The following is a 14051-nucleotide window of genomic DNA, read 5'->3' as shown; positions in this document are numbered from 1 at the left end:
GCCGAAATATCAGGCAGTTGTTAACCACGACTTCATGCTCGGATGAGAGGATTTCGCACCGATCCTCAACTTTTAAGAGCTCCCATGGCCTTCGGTCTGTTCAAAAAGCGGGTACCGGAACCGGCCTTACCGGCCATGGCGCCCAAGGCGCACGTGGCTGCCGCCACGGCGGAAGCCGCTTCCGCCGACGATTCGGCCAAGGCAATCCTCGAGCTTCTGGAGCTCGAACTCGGCGCGATGATCCGCCAGCTCGAGCGCGCGGCCAATTCGGTCGCCGGCGGCGCCGAGGCGGCGGCCGCGACGCTGTCGACCATCCGCCAGCGCACCGATGCCCTGACAAGCCGCACCAGCGCCGCTCGGGCCACCGCGACGACGTTTTCGTACGCCGCCGACAAGTTCACCCAATCGGCGCAGGGGATCGGCTCCCAGGTGCGCGACGCCGGCAAGCTCGCCGACCAGGCCAGCGACGCTGCCCGCGAAGCCAGCGCCAATGTCGATCGTCTCCGGGAATCATCGGCCGCGATCGGCAACGTCGTCAACTTGATCGCGCAGATCGCGCGGCAGACCACGCTGCTGGCGCTCAATTCCACCATCGAGGCTGCGCGTGCGGGCGAGGCCGGGCGCGGTTTCGCCGTGGTCGCCACCGAAGTGAAGGCGCTCGCGGTGCAGACGCAGAACGCCACCGAGGAGATCACCAAGAAGATCGAGACGCTGCAGCGCGACGCGGCGGGCTCCGTCGACGCCGTGCATCGTATCACCCAGGCGATCGAGGCGATCCGGCCGGTGTTCGAGAACGTCAACGGCGCGGTCGCCGAGCAGAACGCAACCACCGGCGAAATGGCCGACAATGCAGCCTCCGCATCCAGCTTCATCGCTTCGGTCGGCGACAGCGCCACCGAAATCGACCACGCGACCAAGGAAGCCGAGGCCCATGGCGAAAGCGTCGCCAAGGCCGGACGGGCGGTCACCGCGTTTGCGCAGAAGCTTAAGGCGCGCTGCGCCGTGCTGTTGCGCCAAGGTGAACGAACCGAGCGCCGCGAACCGCAAAAACTGCCCTGCAGCCTCAAGATCGAAATCCAGACGCCGCGCGGCGTGATATCGGCACCGGTTTACGAGATTTCGATGGATGGCATTCTGGTCAGCGGGCCGGACGCCGAAAGGCTGGCACAGGGCCAGAGCTTCGAGGCAACACTGCAGGATGTCGGCGCCTGCCGCATTCGCGTCAGTGAGCGATCCAAGGCCGGCACTCAGGTCCGGTTCGAGCGGGCAAGCACCGCGCTGGCCGAGAAGATCGAAGACAGACTGTGGTCGATCCAGGACGACAATACCGAGGCAGTTACCCGCGCAATGGAAGCCGGCGTGGCGCTGAAGAAGATCTTCGAGGACGCCATCGACAGCGGCGCCATCTCGATGGACGACATGTTCGACACCGACTATATCGAGATTCCCGGCACTAACCCGGTGCAATATCGCACCAGGATGCTGGACTGGGCCGATCGCGCGCTGCCGCCGTTCCAGGAAGCGTTCCTCGCTAGGGATCCGCGGATGGCATTCTGCGCCATGGTCGACACCAATGGGTATCTGCCGGTGCACAACAAGATCTATTCGCATCCGCAGCGGCCGGGCGACGTTACCTGGAACACCGCCAACAGCCGCAACCGCCGCATCTTCAACGATCCGGCCGGGCTTGCCGCCGGGCGCAACCAGCGTGCCTATCTGATCCAGAGCTACGCCCGCGACATGGGCAACGGCAACACCGTGATGATGCGCGAGATCGACGTACCGATCCGCGTCAAAGGCCGTCACTGGGGCGGCTTCCGCACTGCCTACAAGCTCTAGCCACATTCGCCTGGCCGCACCGGTTGCATCAAATTGCGTGCGTCGCTTCGCGAGCGCGCGACGGTGATTGCCATAATGTAGGCCACCCCCTCGTTGGTATTGCCGGCGCCGGTATCGGGACGCTGCGAGCCGGATACGGCTGAGCATATCGAGCTCCTGCCCTGAACCTTCCTTGCTTGAAGCAGTTGTAGACAGGTTCGGAACCGAAGCCTCTTTTATACGCACGACCGGCGGCCCGGCGAACGTCATCGTGTTGACGTGTGCACATGCCATGCCAAGCACCAAAGCAGGCGGAGAAGAACATGACGCATCCTGGGACAGCAACGCCCGCAGCGCGAATCGCCGCAGTGCCGGAGAAAATTCCGGTAACGCTCAGCGTCAACCACAAGCCGGCCAAGCTCGTAGTCGCTCCATGGACGACGCTGCTCGATGCGCTACGTGACCATCTCAATCTAACCGGCACCAAGAAGGGCTGCGATCACGGCCAATGCGGCGCCTGCACCGTTCTGGTCGAGGGGCGGCGGATCAATTCCTGCCTGACGTTGGCGGCGATGCAGGAAGGCGCCGAAATCACCACCGTCGAGGGCCTTTCGCGCGATGGTGAGCTGCATCCACTGCAGCAGGCCTTCATCGATCACGATGCCTTTCAATGCGGCTATTGCACGTCAGGACAGATCTGCTCGGCGGCCGGGCTGATCGCCGAGGGCAAGGCAAGAACGGCCGCCGAAATCCGCGAACTGATGAGCGGCAACATCTGCCGCTGCGGCGCCTATCCGAATATCATTGCAGCAATCCAGCAGGCAATGGAGCGATCATGACCCCGTTCCAATATACGCGCGCCAACGACGTCGCCGATGCCATCAAGCAGATCGCCACGGACCCCTACGCGAAGTTCATTGCGGGCGGCACCAACCTGATCGACCTCATCAAATACGATGTCGAGGGGCCGAGCCGGCTGATCGATATTTCGCACCTGCCGCTTAGAAGCATCGAGCCAACTTCCGCCGGCGGCGTCCTGATCGGCGCGATGGTGCCCAATGCCGACCTCGCCTACCACCCGGTGATCGAAGAGCGCTATCCAATGCTCGCGCGCGCGATCCTGTCGGGCGCGTCGCAGCAATTGCGCAACATGGCCTCGACCGGCGGCAACCTCTTGCAGCGAACGCGCTGCTTCTATTTCTATGACACGGCGACGCCGTGCAACAAGCGCGAGCCGGGCAGCGGCTGTTCGGCGATCGACGGCGTCAACCGCATCAATGCCATCCTCGGCACGAGCGAAGCCTGCATCGCGACCCATCCTTCCGACATGTGCGTGGCGCTCGCAGCGCTCGAAGCCGTCGTGCATGTCATAGGTCCGGCCGGGGCGCGCACCATCGCGATTGCGGATTTCCATCGACTGCCCGGCAACACGCCGCAGCGCGACACCAATCTCGAACCCGACGAGATCATCACGGCGATCGAACTGCCGCCAAAGGGATTTAGCGCGAACTATTCCTATCTGAAAATCCGCGATCGCCTGTCCTATGCGTTCGCACTGGTATCGGTCGCGGCGGCGCTCGAACTCGACGGCGAGACGATCAAGGAGGCGCGGCTGGCGCTCGGCGGCGTCGCTCACAAGCCATGGCGCAGTACTGCGGCTGAAGCGGCCCTGCTCGGGCAACGCGCCGATGCCACCGCATTTGCGAAAGCCGCGGATTGGCTGCTTCACGGCGCCAAAGGCTACGGACACAACAACTTCAAGATTGGCCTGGCGCGGCGCGCCATCATGCGAACGCTCGATCAGGCCGCGCGAGGCACGCCGCAGTCGATCTCCGACAAGAAAATACGGTGACCGCCATGCCAAACTATATCGGAACAGCGACATCCCGCGTCGACGGCCGGGCCAAGGTCACCGGCGAAGCCAAGTATGCCGGCGAGTTCAACGTTCCCGGCCTTGTCCATGGCTATGTCGTCGACTCGACGATCCCGAAGGGGCAGATCGAGCGCATCGATACCAGCGCCGCACTGGGCATGGCCGGCGTGATCGACGTGCTCACCTATCGCAATCGGCCCCAGATGGCCGCCAAGGACGACGCCTACAAGGACGAAGTCGCGCCGGAGAAGGGTTCACCCTACCGCCCGCTCTACGACGACAGGATCCACTTCACCGGTCAGCCGGTCGCGCTGGTGCTGGCGGAAGATTGGGAAACCGCGCGCGTGGCCGCCTCGCAGGTCAAGATCGAATACCAGAAGGAGCCGCACATCACCGACCTGCACGCCGAGCGCGCCCGCGCTTTTGCGGTCGACAGTCCGGAGAAGTCGCGCGGTGATGCCGGAAAGGCGTTTGCGTCCGCCGCCGTGCGCCACGCGGCAGAATATTTCATTCCGACCGAGCATCACAATCCGATGGAGTTGTTTGCCTCGACTGCGATCTGGCAAGACGGCCAGCTCACCGTCTATGACAAGACGCAAGGCGTGCAGAATGTCCAGCAATATCTTTGCAAGGTGTTCGAGCTGCAGCCCGACGCGGTTCGCGTCATGTCGCCCTACATGGGCGGCGGCTTCGGCGCGGGGCTGCGTCCACAATACCAGGTCGTACTGGCAGTGCTGGGAGCGCAGGCACTCAAACGCCCGGTTCGCGTCATGCTGACGAGGGCGCAGATGTATGCGCTCGGCTACCGGCCGGCGAGCATCGAACGGCTAGCGCTTGGTGCGAGCAGCGGCGGCACACTCGAATCAATGCAACATGAAGCCATCGCGGTAACCTCGCAGTTCGAGGAATTCGCGCGCAACGATACCGGCTGGGGCAACCTGCTTTACAAAAGCCCCAACGCGAAATTCGAGCACAGACTGGTGAAGCTCGACCTGCCGACGTCCTGCGATATGCGCGCGCCGGGAGCTGCGACCGGCGTCTATGCGCTGGAATGCGCGATGGACGAGCTCGCCGTCGCGCTCAAGACTGATCCGGTGCAATTGCGGCTGCAGTGCTATTCCGACCGCCATCAGGGCGAGGACCTTCCCTATACCAGCAAGCAATTGCGTGAGTGCTATCGGCAGGGCGCGGCGGCGTTCGGCTGGGACAAGCGCAATGCGGAGCCGCGCTCGATGCGCGACGGCAGCGAACTGGTCGGTTGGGGCATGGCGTCCGGCGTGTGGGAAGCGCTGCAGATGCCGGCTACGGTCCGCATCGTGCTGACGGCCAACGGCCACGCGGAAGTGGCGACCGCGGCCTCCGATATCGGCACCGGAACCTACACGATCATGGCGCAGGTTGCGGCCGACATGCTCGGCCTGCCGATCGACAATATCAGCGTCAAGCTCGGCGATTCGACCCTGCCGCAATGTCCGCTGGAGGGCGGCTCCTGGATCGCGTCATCGGTGTGCAACGCCATCGCGAATACGGCCCGCGCGGTTCGCGGCGACCTGTTGAACCTCGCCAACGAAATGAAGGATTCGCCGCTGGCAGGCGCCGGCGTGGACGATGTCGCATTGATCGACGGCAAGATCGTCAGCAAGCAGGATGCGACCCGCGCGGTCCCGATTGCCAGTGCGATGCAGTCCGGCACCGCCGATCGCATCACGCGCGAGGAGGCCAACACGGTCGCTGAAGACAAGTCTCACGCGCGCAACGTCCACTCCGCCATCTTCGCGGAGGTCAAGGTAGACGAACAGCTTGGTGTCATCCGTGTGACTCGCGTGGTCAATGCCGTCGCCGCGGGCCGCATCCTCAACCTCAAGACCGCGCACAGCCAGGTCATGGGTGGCGTGGTGTGGGGGATCGGCATGGCGCTGCACGAGGAAACGCTGTTCGATCACCAGTTCGGGCGCGTCATGAACGCCAACATCGCCGAATACCATGTGCCCGTGAATGCCGACATACACGACATCGAGGTGATTTTCGTCGACGAGCCGGATGAGATCGTCAATCCGCTCGGCATCAAGGGCCTCGGCGAGATCGGCATTGTCGGCGTGGCCGCAGCGATCGCCAACGCGGTCTATCATGCGACGGGAAAGCGCGTGCGCGATCTGCCGATCACGCTCGACAAGGTGGTTCAGTTCAATTGAAGCGCATCAACGCTCGATGGCGTCTCAATCCTTCTCACGCCCAAAAGGCGGGCAAGGCCGGCTCGAGCCTGCCACCGGCCCGCACCGGCGCAACACGCAGCGCGAGGCCGGTGGAATCGTCGGTCTCGACCGCAATGCCGCTGAGTGTCGCTAGCCCCGCGGCCGGCTCGAAGCGGGCTGACGGGATACCCGTCGTAAAGCGCCGCAGCGGCTCCTCCTTCTGCATGCCGATGACGGAATCATAATCGCCGGTCATCCCTGCATCGGTCATGTAAGCGGTGCCGCCGGCCAGGATCTGATGATCGGCGGTCGGCACATGGGTGTGGGTACCGACGACGAGGCTGGCGCGGCCGTCGCAGAAATAGCCGATGGCTTGCTTTTCGCTCGTCGCCTCGCCGTGGAAATCGATCACGATCGCGTCCGCGGCCTCGCGCAGCGGACAGGCATCGAGTTCGCGATTGAGAACCTGAAACGGATCATCGAACGGCGTCATGAAGACGCGGCCGATGGCGTTGACAATCAATGCGCGCTTGGCGTTCTTGGTATCGACAAGCGCAGCTCCGCGGCCTGGCGTGCCCTTTGGATAGTTTGCGGGCCGGATCAGCTTCGGCGCGCGTTCGATGAACACCAGCGCCTCGCGCTGGTCCCAGGCGTGGTTGCCGAGCGTGATGGCATCGGCACCGGAGTCGAGCAGTTCCTGATAGATCGCCTCGGTGATGCCGAAACCGCCGGCGGAATTCTCGCCATTGACGACGACGAGATCGAGCGCCCAGTCTCTGATCATGCCGGGCAGATGTTCCGCGACCGCGGTGCGGCCTGCCCGGCCGACCACGTCGCCGACAAAGAGAATACGCAAAATTCAGCTCCGGAAATCGAACACTTTCTTTTCCGTTAGCACATAATCCAGCGCTACGTCGTGCGGCAACGCGGGAACGGCTTTTATTTCCTGCACGGAAAAGGCTATGCCAACCGCCATGATGGCCTTCGCCTTGCGCAAATGGGCGAGCGTGAAGTCGTAATGTCCGGCGCCATAGCCGATGCGGTGGCCGGCGCGATCGAACGCCGCCAGCGGCACCAGCATGATATCGGGAACGAGCTCTTCCGCCGCCGGCGATGGTTCGAGAATGCCGAGCGGTCCCAGCATCAGCCGGTCGTCGGGCGACCATGCGCGAAACGCCAGCGATTTGCCGCGTGACAGCACCGCCGGCAGCGCCAGCTTGGCGCCCCGCCCGGCGAGCTTGCGCATCAGGGGCGCAGGATCGATCTCGCTGCGGATCGGCGAATAGCCTGATACGACAAGGCCCGGCTCGATCTCGAATGGCAGGCCGCGCTTCGCCATCGCCTGCGCCGCCGCGGCGCGCTGCTCGTCGCTCAACGCATCGCGCCTGGCGAGCGCCGTGGCGCGGAGGTCGGCTTTGGACAAGGTTGCCGTCATGCGGTTTCTTTCCGCTGTCATCACCCGCGACCTGTCCGCCGAAGCTCAACGAGCGAAGACGGAAAGCGGGTGATCCAGTATTCAGAGACTTCAGTGATTCAACCGAGACGCCGCGGCGTACTGGATACCCCGCATGCGCGGGGTACGACGGAACGTGCGGGTAGAGAAAAATCGCAGGCAACCAACAAACAAGCGTGCGAGGCCGCGAACGCCGTTGAAGCACTCGATCCCGGAGTTCCCTACGAAAGTAGGTGGGCACCATATGTCCGGATCCACGGACCCGGCCAGGGACAGTTCCCTAAAGGATCGATAAGGCCCCGGGGATATATGGCTCCTGACGCACGACGCAGCTTCGCGGACACAATGTAGGGGTTACCAGGCGAATCCGCCAGCGGTTAGCGGTAGGCTTTCGTGTCCCTAACGCCGAAGATGGGCCTCTCGACATGAAGACAACTTTTGAAATGGCCAATTGCACTCTCGTTAAGATTGCGCTCCAATTCACGCTCCCCTGGAGGGGGAGTGTCACTTACATCGATGATGCGCAGCAGCGTCGATGTAAGCGGGATGGGGCGATCTATCCGCGAGCGAGGTAGAAATGATTTCAACGGCTATCCGCCGCGCCGCTGCGAAGAACCTGCGGGCCAATACCACGCCGCATGAGCGCATCCTCTGGCGTGCACTGAAAGAACTGCCGATATCGGGCACGCATTTCCGGCGTCAGGCGCCGATCGGACCTTATGTCGTGGACTTCTTCTGTCCGGCCAAGCGTCCCATTATTGAGCTCGATGGCGGGCATCATAATGAGGCGCGACGGCCACGCGCGACAGTGAACGGCAGGCTTGTCTTGAGCAGGAAGGATATCGCGTTATCCGCTTCTGGAATTCGGATGTCGCCGGCGATCTCAGCGCGGTGATGGAGAAGATCTGCGTGGAGGTGTATGGATCGCGTGAAGCGGAAGCGTTACCACTCAAGCACCTCCGACGACGATAGTCTGTCACCCCGCCCCGCCGCTTCGCGGCGACCCTCCCACTCCAGGGGAGGGTTAAGAGACGAGCGCCGCCTGTCACCCGATGGCGACGCCGCTGCCGATGGTGCGGTTGAGGACTTGCGTGGTTTTTTCGATGCGGTCGGCGGCGGCGTTGAGTGCGTTGGCGACGGCGATTTGCGTCGCCTTGGCGCGATCGGCGGCGGCCGTGCGAACATTGCGCAGAGTTTCGAGCTCACCCTCCAGCGCGCGGATGCGCGCATTGGCGTCGACCAGTTCGTCGCACACGGTCAGCGCGGCCATCACGGTCAGGCGCGCATCGCCGATTTCGCCGAACTTGCCGCGCAACTCGCCGACCCGTGATTCCAGGCTCTCGGCGAGCTTCAAGAGCCGCACTTCCTGCCCTTCCTCGCAGGCCATGCGGTACTGCCGGCCGTTGATGGTGACGTTGATGTGACTCATTCACTCTCTCCCGCGTCGGCATCGAGCACCGCACGGATGGTGCCGATCGCAGCGTCCAGCCTTTCGGCGATCTCGCGGTTGGCACGCTCCAGCCGCCGCGTCTTCACCAGCGAGCCGTCGAGTTCGTCGGCAAGCCGCGAGCGGTCGGCCCCGAGCGCCTGGATCCGGCTCGCCAATTCATTCTCGTCGCGGTCGGCGTCGCGCCGGCGCTCGGCCGCCGCCTCGAGCGCATCGAGCGCCAGCATCAGGCGCCGCGTGGCGACCTCGATGTCGACCTGGACCGGCTCGGCATTGCCGGCACCGTTGGTGTAACGATCGCTCATGAGAGACAGCGCGCACCTTCGCGTGAGCTCGCCGCACGGCAGCAAAATCCGCGGTTCGGCAAGCGGTTAGAGCACGAAATTTACGTGGCAAGCGAGCCGAGCGCAACGCCCGCGCGAAGCTATGCACTGCTAAGCAACTTTTCGCACGGCAGGCGCGTTTCCCCGCCTTGGACTCGGGGGTTTGAGGTGCTATCCAGCCCCGGCTCCCCTTACCCACCCCCGTATTGCGGCTTCGCCCGGTACGTTACCTACAACCAAGCACCTCATTTCAGGCGGATTTTCATCATGACGCAGGTCGATCATACCCGTATGGCCAATGCGATTCGCGGCCTTGCCATGGATGCCGTCGAAAAGGCGAAATCCGGCCATCCCGGCTTGCCGATGGGTGCCGCCGACATCGCGACCGTGCTGTTCACCCAGTTCCTCAAATTCGACGCGGCGGATCCGAACTGGCCGGACCGCGACCGCTTCGTGCTCTCGGCCGGCCACGGCTCGATGCTGCTCTATGCGCTTCTGTACCTGACCGGCAACAAGGACATGACGCTCGACCAGATCCGGAATTTCCGGCAGCTCGGCTCCAAGACGCCGGGGCATCCGGAAAACTTCGAGACCAGCGGCGTCGAGACCACGACCGGCCCGCTCGGGCAGGGCATCGCGACCTCGGTCGGCATGGCGCTGGCGGAAAAGATGCTTGCCGCCGAGTTCGGCAAGAAGGTGGTCAGCCATCACACCTACGTGCTCGCCTCCGACGGCGATTTGATGGAAGGCGTGTCGCAGGAAGCGATCGCGATGGCCGGACATTGGAAGCTGAATAAGCTGATCGTGCTGTATGACGACAACGGTATCTCGATCGACGGCCCGACCTCGCTCGCCGATTCGGTCGACCAGGTGAAGCGCTTCAAGTCGGCCGGCTGGGCGGCGGAATTGATCGACGGCCAGGATCCGAAGGCGATCGCAGCGGCGATCACCCGCGCACAGAAATCCAACAAGCCGTCGCTGATCGCCTGCAAGACCACGATCGGTTACGGCGCGCCGACGCGGGCCGGCACCGCCAAGGCCCATGGCGAGGCGCTCGGCGCCGACGAGCTCAAGGGCGCCAAGGAAAAGCTCGGCATCTCGCTCGAAGCCTTCTCGGTGCCCGACGACGTACTGCAGGCGTGGCGCGCGGCCGGCAGCCGCGGCGCTGCCGCGCGGGAGGAATGGGAAGCGGTTTTCGCCGAGCTCGGTCCCCGCAAGCGCGCCGAGTTCGAGCGACGGATGCGGCACGAGCGGCCGGCCGCGCTTGCGAAGGCGCTGCGGGCGCACAAGAAGGCGCTATTGGAGGCGCCGCTGAATGTCGCGACGCGGAAATCCTCGGAAGCGGCGATCGAGGCGATCGCGGCTGCGATGCCGATGGAATTCGTCGCGGGCTCCGCCGACCTCACCGGCTCCAACAACAACAAGGCGAAATCGGCGGTCGCGTTCTCCGCCAAGACGCCGAAGGGCCGCTTCATCCACTACGGCATCCGCGAGCACGGCATGGCCGCGGCTCTCAACGGCATCTTCCTGCATGGCGGCTTCGCACCGAACGGCGCGACGTTTCTGGTATTCACCGACTACGCGCGTCCGGCGATGCGACTGGCCGCGCTGATGGGTACCGGCGTGGTCTATGTGATGACCCATGATTCGATCGGGCTCGGCGAGGACGGACCGACGCACCAGCCGGTCGAGCATCTCGCGGCCTTGCGCGCCATGCCCAACATGCGCGTGTTCCGGCCCTGCGACGCGGTCGAGGTCGCGGAATGCTGGGAGCTCGCGCTCAACCGTGTCGATGGCCCGACGGTGCTGGCACTGACCCGCCAGAACCTGCCGCAACTCCGCACCCATGCGCCGAACGATAACCCTTGCGGGCATGGCGCTTATGAGCTGGTCGCGGCCGAGGGCGAGGCCAAAGTGTCGCTGTTCGCCTCGGGGTCCGAGGTCGAGATCGCGGTGGCCGCCCAGAAGCAACTGGCGGAACGTGGCATCGCGTCGCGGGTGGTCTCGGTGCCCTCGCTCGACCTGTTGCTGGCGCAGCCGGCGGACCGAAAGACAGCCATTATCGGCAATGCGCCGGTCAAACTGGCCATCGAGGCCGGAGTGCGCTGGGGCTGGGACGCCGTGATCGGTCAGGATGGCGAATTCGTCGGCATGCACGGTTTCGGTGCCAGCGCGCCGGCCAAGGACCTTTTCAAGCACTTCGGAATTACCGCCGAGGCCGCGGTTAACGCTGTCCTGAAGCGCGTCTAGTGCCCGTTTCCGAAGTTTGCACGCTTTCGCGGCGCTTCTGATGCGAACTTCGGAAATGAATGGGCACGAGACGATTATTAACGTTGGGAGCGCCGCTTATCGATTTGAAGTTCCTGACGGTGCTCGCGGCAACCATAGCAGGAACTTCAAATCGGCGGCGCTCCTGCTAACGGTTGAGGTCTAGGGCAAAAAGGACTACCTAGACCCCTATCTTGACCGTTCCCGCCCGGCCGAACCGGGCGTTCCGCCGTCAGCACCTCCGTGGAACAGCTCCGCGGGGATGGCATCAGCTATCAAGGGAGAAACAGCATGGCAGTCCGCGTCGCGATCAACGGATTTGGCCGCATTGGCCGCAACGTGTTGCGGGCGATTGCGGAATCTGGCCGCACGGATATCGAGGTGGTCGGCATCAACGATCTCGGCCCGGTCGAGACCAACGCCCACCTGCTGCGCTTCGATTCCGTGCATGGCCGCTTCCCCGGCACGGTGACCGTCGACGGCGACTCGATCAGCCTCGGCAACGGCAAGATCAAGGTTTCCGCCGAGCGCGATCCCTCGAAGCTGCCGTGGAAGGCGCTCGGCGTCGACATCGCGCTGGAATGCACCGGCATCTTCACCGCCAAGGACAAGGCCTCCGCGCACCTGACCGCCGGCGCCAAGCGCGTGCTGGTCTCGGCACCCGCCGACAACGCCGACGCCACCATCGTCTACGGCGTCAACCATGACACCCTGACCAAGGATCACCTGGTCGTCTCCAACGGCTCCTGCACCACCAACTGCCTGGCGCCAGTCGCCAAGGTCTTGAACGATACCGTCGGCATCGAGACCGGCTTCATGACCACGATCCACGCTTACACCGGCGACCAGCCTACGCTCGACACCCTGCACAAGGATCTCTATCGCGGCCGCGCGGCGGCGATGTCGATGATCCCGACCTCGACCGGTGCCGCGAAGGCGATCGGCCTGGTGCTGCCCGAGCTGAAGGGCAAGCTCGACGGCGTCGCGATCCGCGTGCCGACCCCGAACGTCTCGGTGGTCGACCTCAAGATCGTCGCCAAGCGCGCCACCGATGCCAAGGAAATCAACGCGGCGATGAAGCGCGCCTCCGAGCAGCAGCTCAAGGGCATTCTCGGCTACACATCAGCGCCGAACGTCTCGATCGACTTCAACCACGACCCCCATTCGTCGACGTTCCATGAGGACCAGACCAAGGTGCAGAACGGCACGCTGGTGCGCGTGATGTCCTGGTACGACAATGAATGGGGTTTCTCCAACCGGATGGCCGACACGGCCGTTGCGATGGGGAAGCTGCTGTAAGTTCTAGTCTCGTGTCCCGGATGCGCCGCGGCACGAAGTGACGCGGCGCAGAGCCGGGACCCATGCAACGTAGGTCCCGGTTCAGCACAGCGGCACTTCGCGCCGCCGTGCGCCCGGGACAAGAGACCCGCCCATGCCGAAAACATTCCGCACCCTCGATGACGTCGACGTGAAGGGCAAGCGCGTGCTGCTGCGCGTCGACCTTAATGTTCCTATGGAAAACGGCCGCGTCACCGACGCGACCAGGCTCGAGCGCGTCGCGCCGACCATCAGCGAAATTTCCGACAAGGGCGGCAAGGTCATCCTGCTCGCCCATTTCGGCCGGCCGAAGGGACGCGACGCCAAGGACTCGCTCAAACCGGTCGCAGCGGCGCTGGCGCAGGTCATCAAGAAGCCGGTCGCGTTCGCCGACGACTGCATCGGCGAGGCCGCCGCCAAGGCGGTCGGCGCCATGAAGGACGGCGACATTCTCTGCCTGGAGAACACCCGCTTCCACAAGGAGGAAGAGAAGAACGATCCGGCCTTCGTCGCCGAGCTGGCCAAGCTCGGCGATATCTGGGTCAACGACGCGTTCTCGGCGGCGCACCGCGCGCACGCTTCTACCGAAGGCCTCGGCCGCAAGCTGCCCGCCTATGCCGGCCGCACCATGCAGGCCGAGCTCGACGCGCTTTCCAAGGCGCTGGAAGCGCCGACCAAACCGGTTATCGCGATCATCGGCGGCGCCAAGGTGTCCACCAAGATCGATCTGCTCGAAAACCTGGTTACGAAAGTCGACGCGCTGGTGATCGGCGGCGGCATGGCCAATACCTTCCTGCATGCGCAGGGCGTTGCCGTCGGCAAGTCGCTGGCGGAGAAGGACCTCGCCGCGACCGCGCTGCGTATCCTGGAAAAAGCCACCGCCGCGAACTGCGCCATCATCCTGCCTGTCGATGCCGTGGTCGCCTATCATTTCGCGGCCAACTCGCCTTCGCATGCTTACGGCCTCGACGCCATTCCGGCCGATGGCATGATTCTCGACGTCGGCCCGCAATCGACCGCGCGGATTCATGCCGCGATCGACGACGCCGCGACGCTGGTCTGGAACGGCCCGCTGGGTGCATTCGAAATGACCCCGTTCGACCGCGGCACCGTCGTTGCCGCCAAACATGCGGCGGAGCGGACCAAGGCGAAGAAACTGATTTCGGTCGCCGGCGGCGGCGACACCGTCGCGGCGCTCAACCAGGCCGGCGTGGCCGACGATTTTTCCTATGTCTCGACGGCCGGCGGCGCGTTCCTCGAATGGATGGAAGGCAAGCCGCTACCCGGCGTCGAAGTTCTCAAAGTGGGTTAGACCCGGACCTAACGAAGCGCCAAAGCCACGAAAAATACAGGAGAATTT

The 14051-nt window shown here is 64.1% G+C and carries 13 protein-coding genes and 1 other RNA gene; 9 read left to right on the top strand and 5 right to left on the bottom strand.

Annotated features, from left to right (window positions below; translation table 11 throughout):
- The first annotated feature begins 84 nt into the window (after positions 1-84).
- From HCN50_RS11525 to HCN50_RS11510, 4 genes are all read left to right on the top strand, one after another.
- Positions 85-1839, top strand: a complete 1755-nt coding sequence (locus HCN50_RS11525; RefSeq protein WP_171709751.1) for a methyl-accepting chemotaxis protein — start codon at positions 85-87, stop codon at positions 1837-1839.
- A 302-nt stretch (positions 1840-2141) separates the two neighbouring features.
- Positions 2142-2657: a (2Fe-2S)-binding protein gene (locus HCN50_RS11520; RefSeq protein WP_171709750.1), complete on the top strand. Its 516-nt coding sequence runs from the start codon at positions 2142-2144 to the stop codon at positions 2655-2657.
- Positions 2654-3670: an FAD binding domain-containing protein gene (locus HCN50_RS11515; RefSeq protein WP_171709749.1), complete on the top strand. Its 1017-nt coding sequence runs from the start codon at positions 2654-2656 to the stop codon at positions 3668-3670. Before HCN50_RS11520 ends, HCN50_RS11515 begins: the two co-directional genes overlap by 4 nt.
- A 5-nt stretch (positions 3671-3675) precedes the next feature.
- Positions 3676-5883 carry a xanthine dehydrogenase family protein molybdopterin-binding subunit gene (locus HCN50_RS11510; RefSeq protein ID WP_171709991.1) on the top strand — a complete coding sequence of 736 codons (2208 nt, stop codon included), beginning with the start codon at positions 3676-3678 and terminating at the stop codon, positions 5881-5883.
- Between the two features lie 34 nt (positions 5884-5917).
- Here the strand turns inward: HCN50_RS11510 and HCN50_RS11505 are convergent, their stop codons facing one another.
- The 3 genes from HCN50_RS11505 to ssrS all read right to left on the bottom strand — a co-directional run bounded on the left by HCN50_RS11505 (position 5918) and on the right by ssrS (position 7674).
- Positions 5918-6739, bottom strand: coding sequence for a TIGR00282 family metallophosphoesterase (locus HCN50_RS11505; protein WP_171709748.1), 822 nt, complete (start codon positions 6737-6739; stop codon positions 5918-5920).
- A gap of 3 nt (positions 6740-6742) precedes the next feature.
- Positions 6743-7318, bottom strand: coding sequence for a 5-formyltetrahydrofolate cyclo-ligase (locus tag HCN50_RS11500; RefSeq protein WP_171709747.1), 576 nt, complete (start codon positions 7316-7318; stop codon positions 6743-6745).
- Between the two features lie 195 nt (positions 7319-7513).
- A non-coding RNA gene (gene ssrS / locus HCN50_RS11495) (6S RNA) lies at positions 7514-7674 on the bottom strand.
- Between the two features lie 239 nt (positions 7675-7913).
- On the opposite strand from ssrS, the gene HCN50_RS11490 reads away from it, so the two are divergent.
- Positions 7914-8231 carry an endonuclease domain-containing protein gene (locus HCN50_RS11490; RefSeq protein WP_235976893.1) on the top strand — a complete coding sequence of 106 codons (318 nt, stop codon included), beginning with the start codon at positions 7914-7916 and terminating at the stop codon, positions 8229-8231.
- Positions 8186-8308 (top strand): hypothetical protein, encoded by a 123-nt coding sequence (locus HCN50_RS33600; RefSeq protein ID WP_311968039.1) that lies wholly within the window; start codon positions 8186-8188, stop codon positions 8306-8308. The genes HCN50_RS11490 and HCN50_RS33600 overlap by 46 nt, the downstream gene beginning before the upstream one ends.
- Positions 8309-8381: 73 nt before the next feature.
- On the opposite strand, the gene HCN50_RS11485 is transcribed toward HCN50_RS33600, so the two are convergent.
- A complete protein-coding gene (locus HCN50_RS11485) occupies positions 8382-8765 on the bottom strand; it encodes a cell division protein ZapA (RefSeq protein WP_171709746.1) in 384 nt (127 codons plus the stop codon).
- Positions 8762-9088, bottom strand: coding sequence for a DUF4164 domain-containing protein (locus tag HCN50_RS11480; protein ID WP_171709745.1), 327 nt, complete (start codon positions 9086-9088; stop codon positions 8762-8764). The genes HCN50_RS11485 and HCN50_RS11480 overlap by 4 nt, the downstream gene beginning before the upstream one ends.
- A gap of 285 nt (positions 9089-9373) precedes the next feature.
- On the opposite strand from HCN50_RS11480, the gene tkt reads away from it, so the two are divergent.
- The 3 genes from tkt to HCN50_RS11465 all read left to right on the top strand — a co-directional run bounded on the left by tkt (position 9374) and on the right by HCN50_RS11465 (position 14003).
- Positions 9374-11356 carry a transketolase gene (tkt, locus tag HCN50_RS11475; protein WP_171709744.1) on the top strand — a complete coding sequence of 661 codons (1983 nt, stop codon included), beginning with the start codon at positions 9374-9376 and terminating at the stop codon, positions 11354-11356.
- Between the two features lie 309 nt (positions 11357-11665).
- On the top strand, positions 11666-12673 hold the full coding sequence (gene gap / locus HCN50_RS11470; RefSeq protein ID WP_171709743.1) for a type I glyceraldehyde-3-phosphate dehydrogenase: 1008 nt from the start codon (positions 11666-11668) through the stop codon (positions 12671-12673).
- 133 nt (positions 12674-12806) lie between these two features.
- Positions 12807-14003 carry a phosphoglycerate kinase gene (locus tag HCN50_RS11465; RefSeq protein WP_171709742.1) on the top strand — a complete coding sequence of 399 codons (1197 nt, stop codon included), beginning with the start codon at positions 12807-12809 and terminating at the stop codon, positions 14001-14003.
- Positions 14004-14051 lie beyond the last annotated feature (48 nt).

This window comes from Bradyrhizobium archetypum (assembly GCF_013114835.1).
GTDB classification, from domain to species: Bacteria; Pseudomonadota; Alphaproteobacteria; order Rhizobiales; family Xanthobacteraceae; genus Bradyrhizobium; species Bradyrhizobium archetypum.
This window is presented reverse-complemented; position numbering and strand designations above follow the sequence as displayed.

Coding starts and splice junctions, on each gene's coding strand:
- HCN50_RS11525 (WP_171709751.1), top strand. CDS start 85: ATGGCCTTCGGTCTGTTCAAAAAGCGGGTACCGGAACCGGCCTTACCG.
- HCN50_RS11520 (WP_171709750.1), top strand. CDS start 2,142: ATGACGCATCCTGGGACAGCAACGCCCGCAGCGCGAATCGCCGCAGTG.
- HCN50_RS11515 (WP_171709749.1), top strand. CDS start 2,654: ATGACCCCGTTCCAATATACGCGCGCCAACGACGTCGCCGATGCCATC.
- HCN50_RS11510 (WP_171709991.1), top strand. CDS start 3,676: ATGCCAAACTATATCGGAACAGCGACATCCCGCGTCGACGGCCGGGCC.
- HCN50_RS11500 (WP_171709747.1), bottom strand. CDS start 7,318: ATGACGGCAACCTTGTCCAAAGCCGACCTCCGCGCCACGGCGCTCGCC.
- HCN50_RS11490 (WP_235976893.1), top strand. CDS start 7,914: ATGATTTCAACGGCTATCCGCCGCGCCGCTGCGAAGAACCTGCGGGCC.
- HCN50_RS11485 (WP_171709746.1), bottom strand. CDS start 8,765: ATGAGTCACATCAACGTCACCATCAACGGCCGGCAGTACCGCATGGCC.
- HCN50_RS11480 (WP_171709745.1), bottom strand. CDS start 9,088: ATGAGCGATCGTTACACCAACGGTGCCGGCAATGCCGAGCCGGTCCAG.
- tkt (WP_171709744.1), top strand. CDS start 9,374: ATGACGCAGGTCGATCATACCCGTATGGCCAATGCGATTCGCGGCCTT.
- gap (WP_171709743.1), top strand. CDS start 11,666: ATGGCAGTCCGCGTCGCGATCAACGGATTTGGCCGCATTGGCCGCAAC.
- HCN50_RS11465 (WP_171709742.1), top strand. CDS start 12,807: ATGCCGAAAACATTCCGCACCCTCGATGACGTCGACGTGAAGGGCAAG.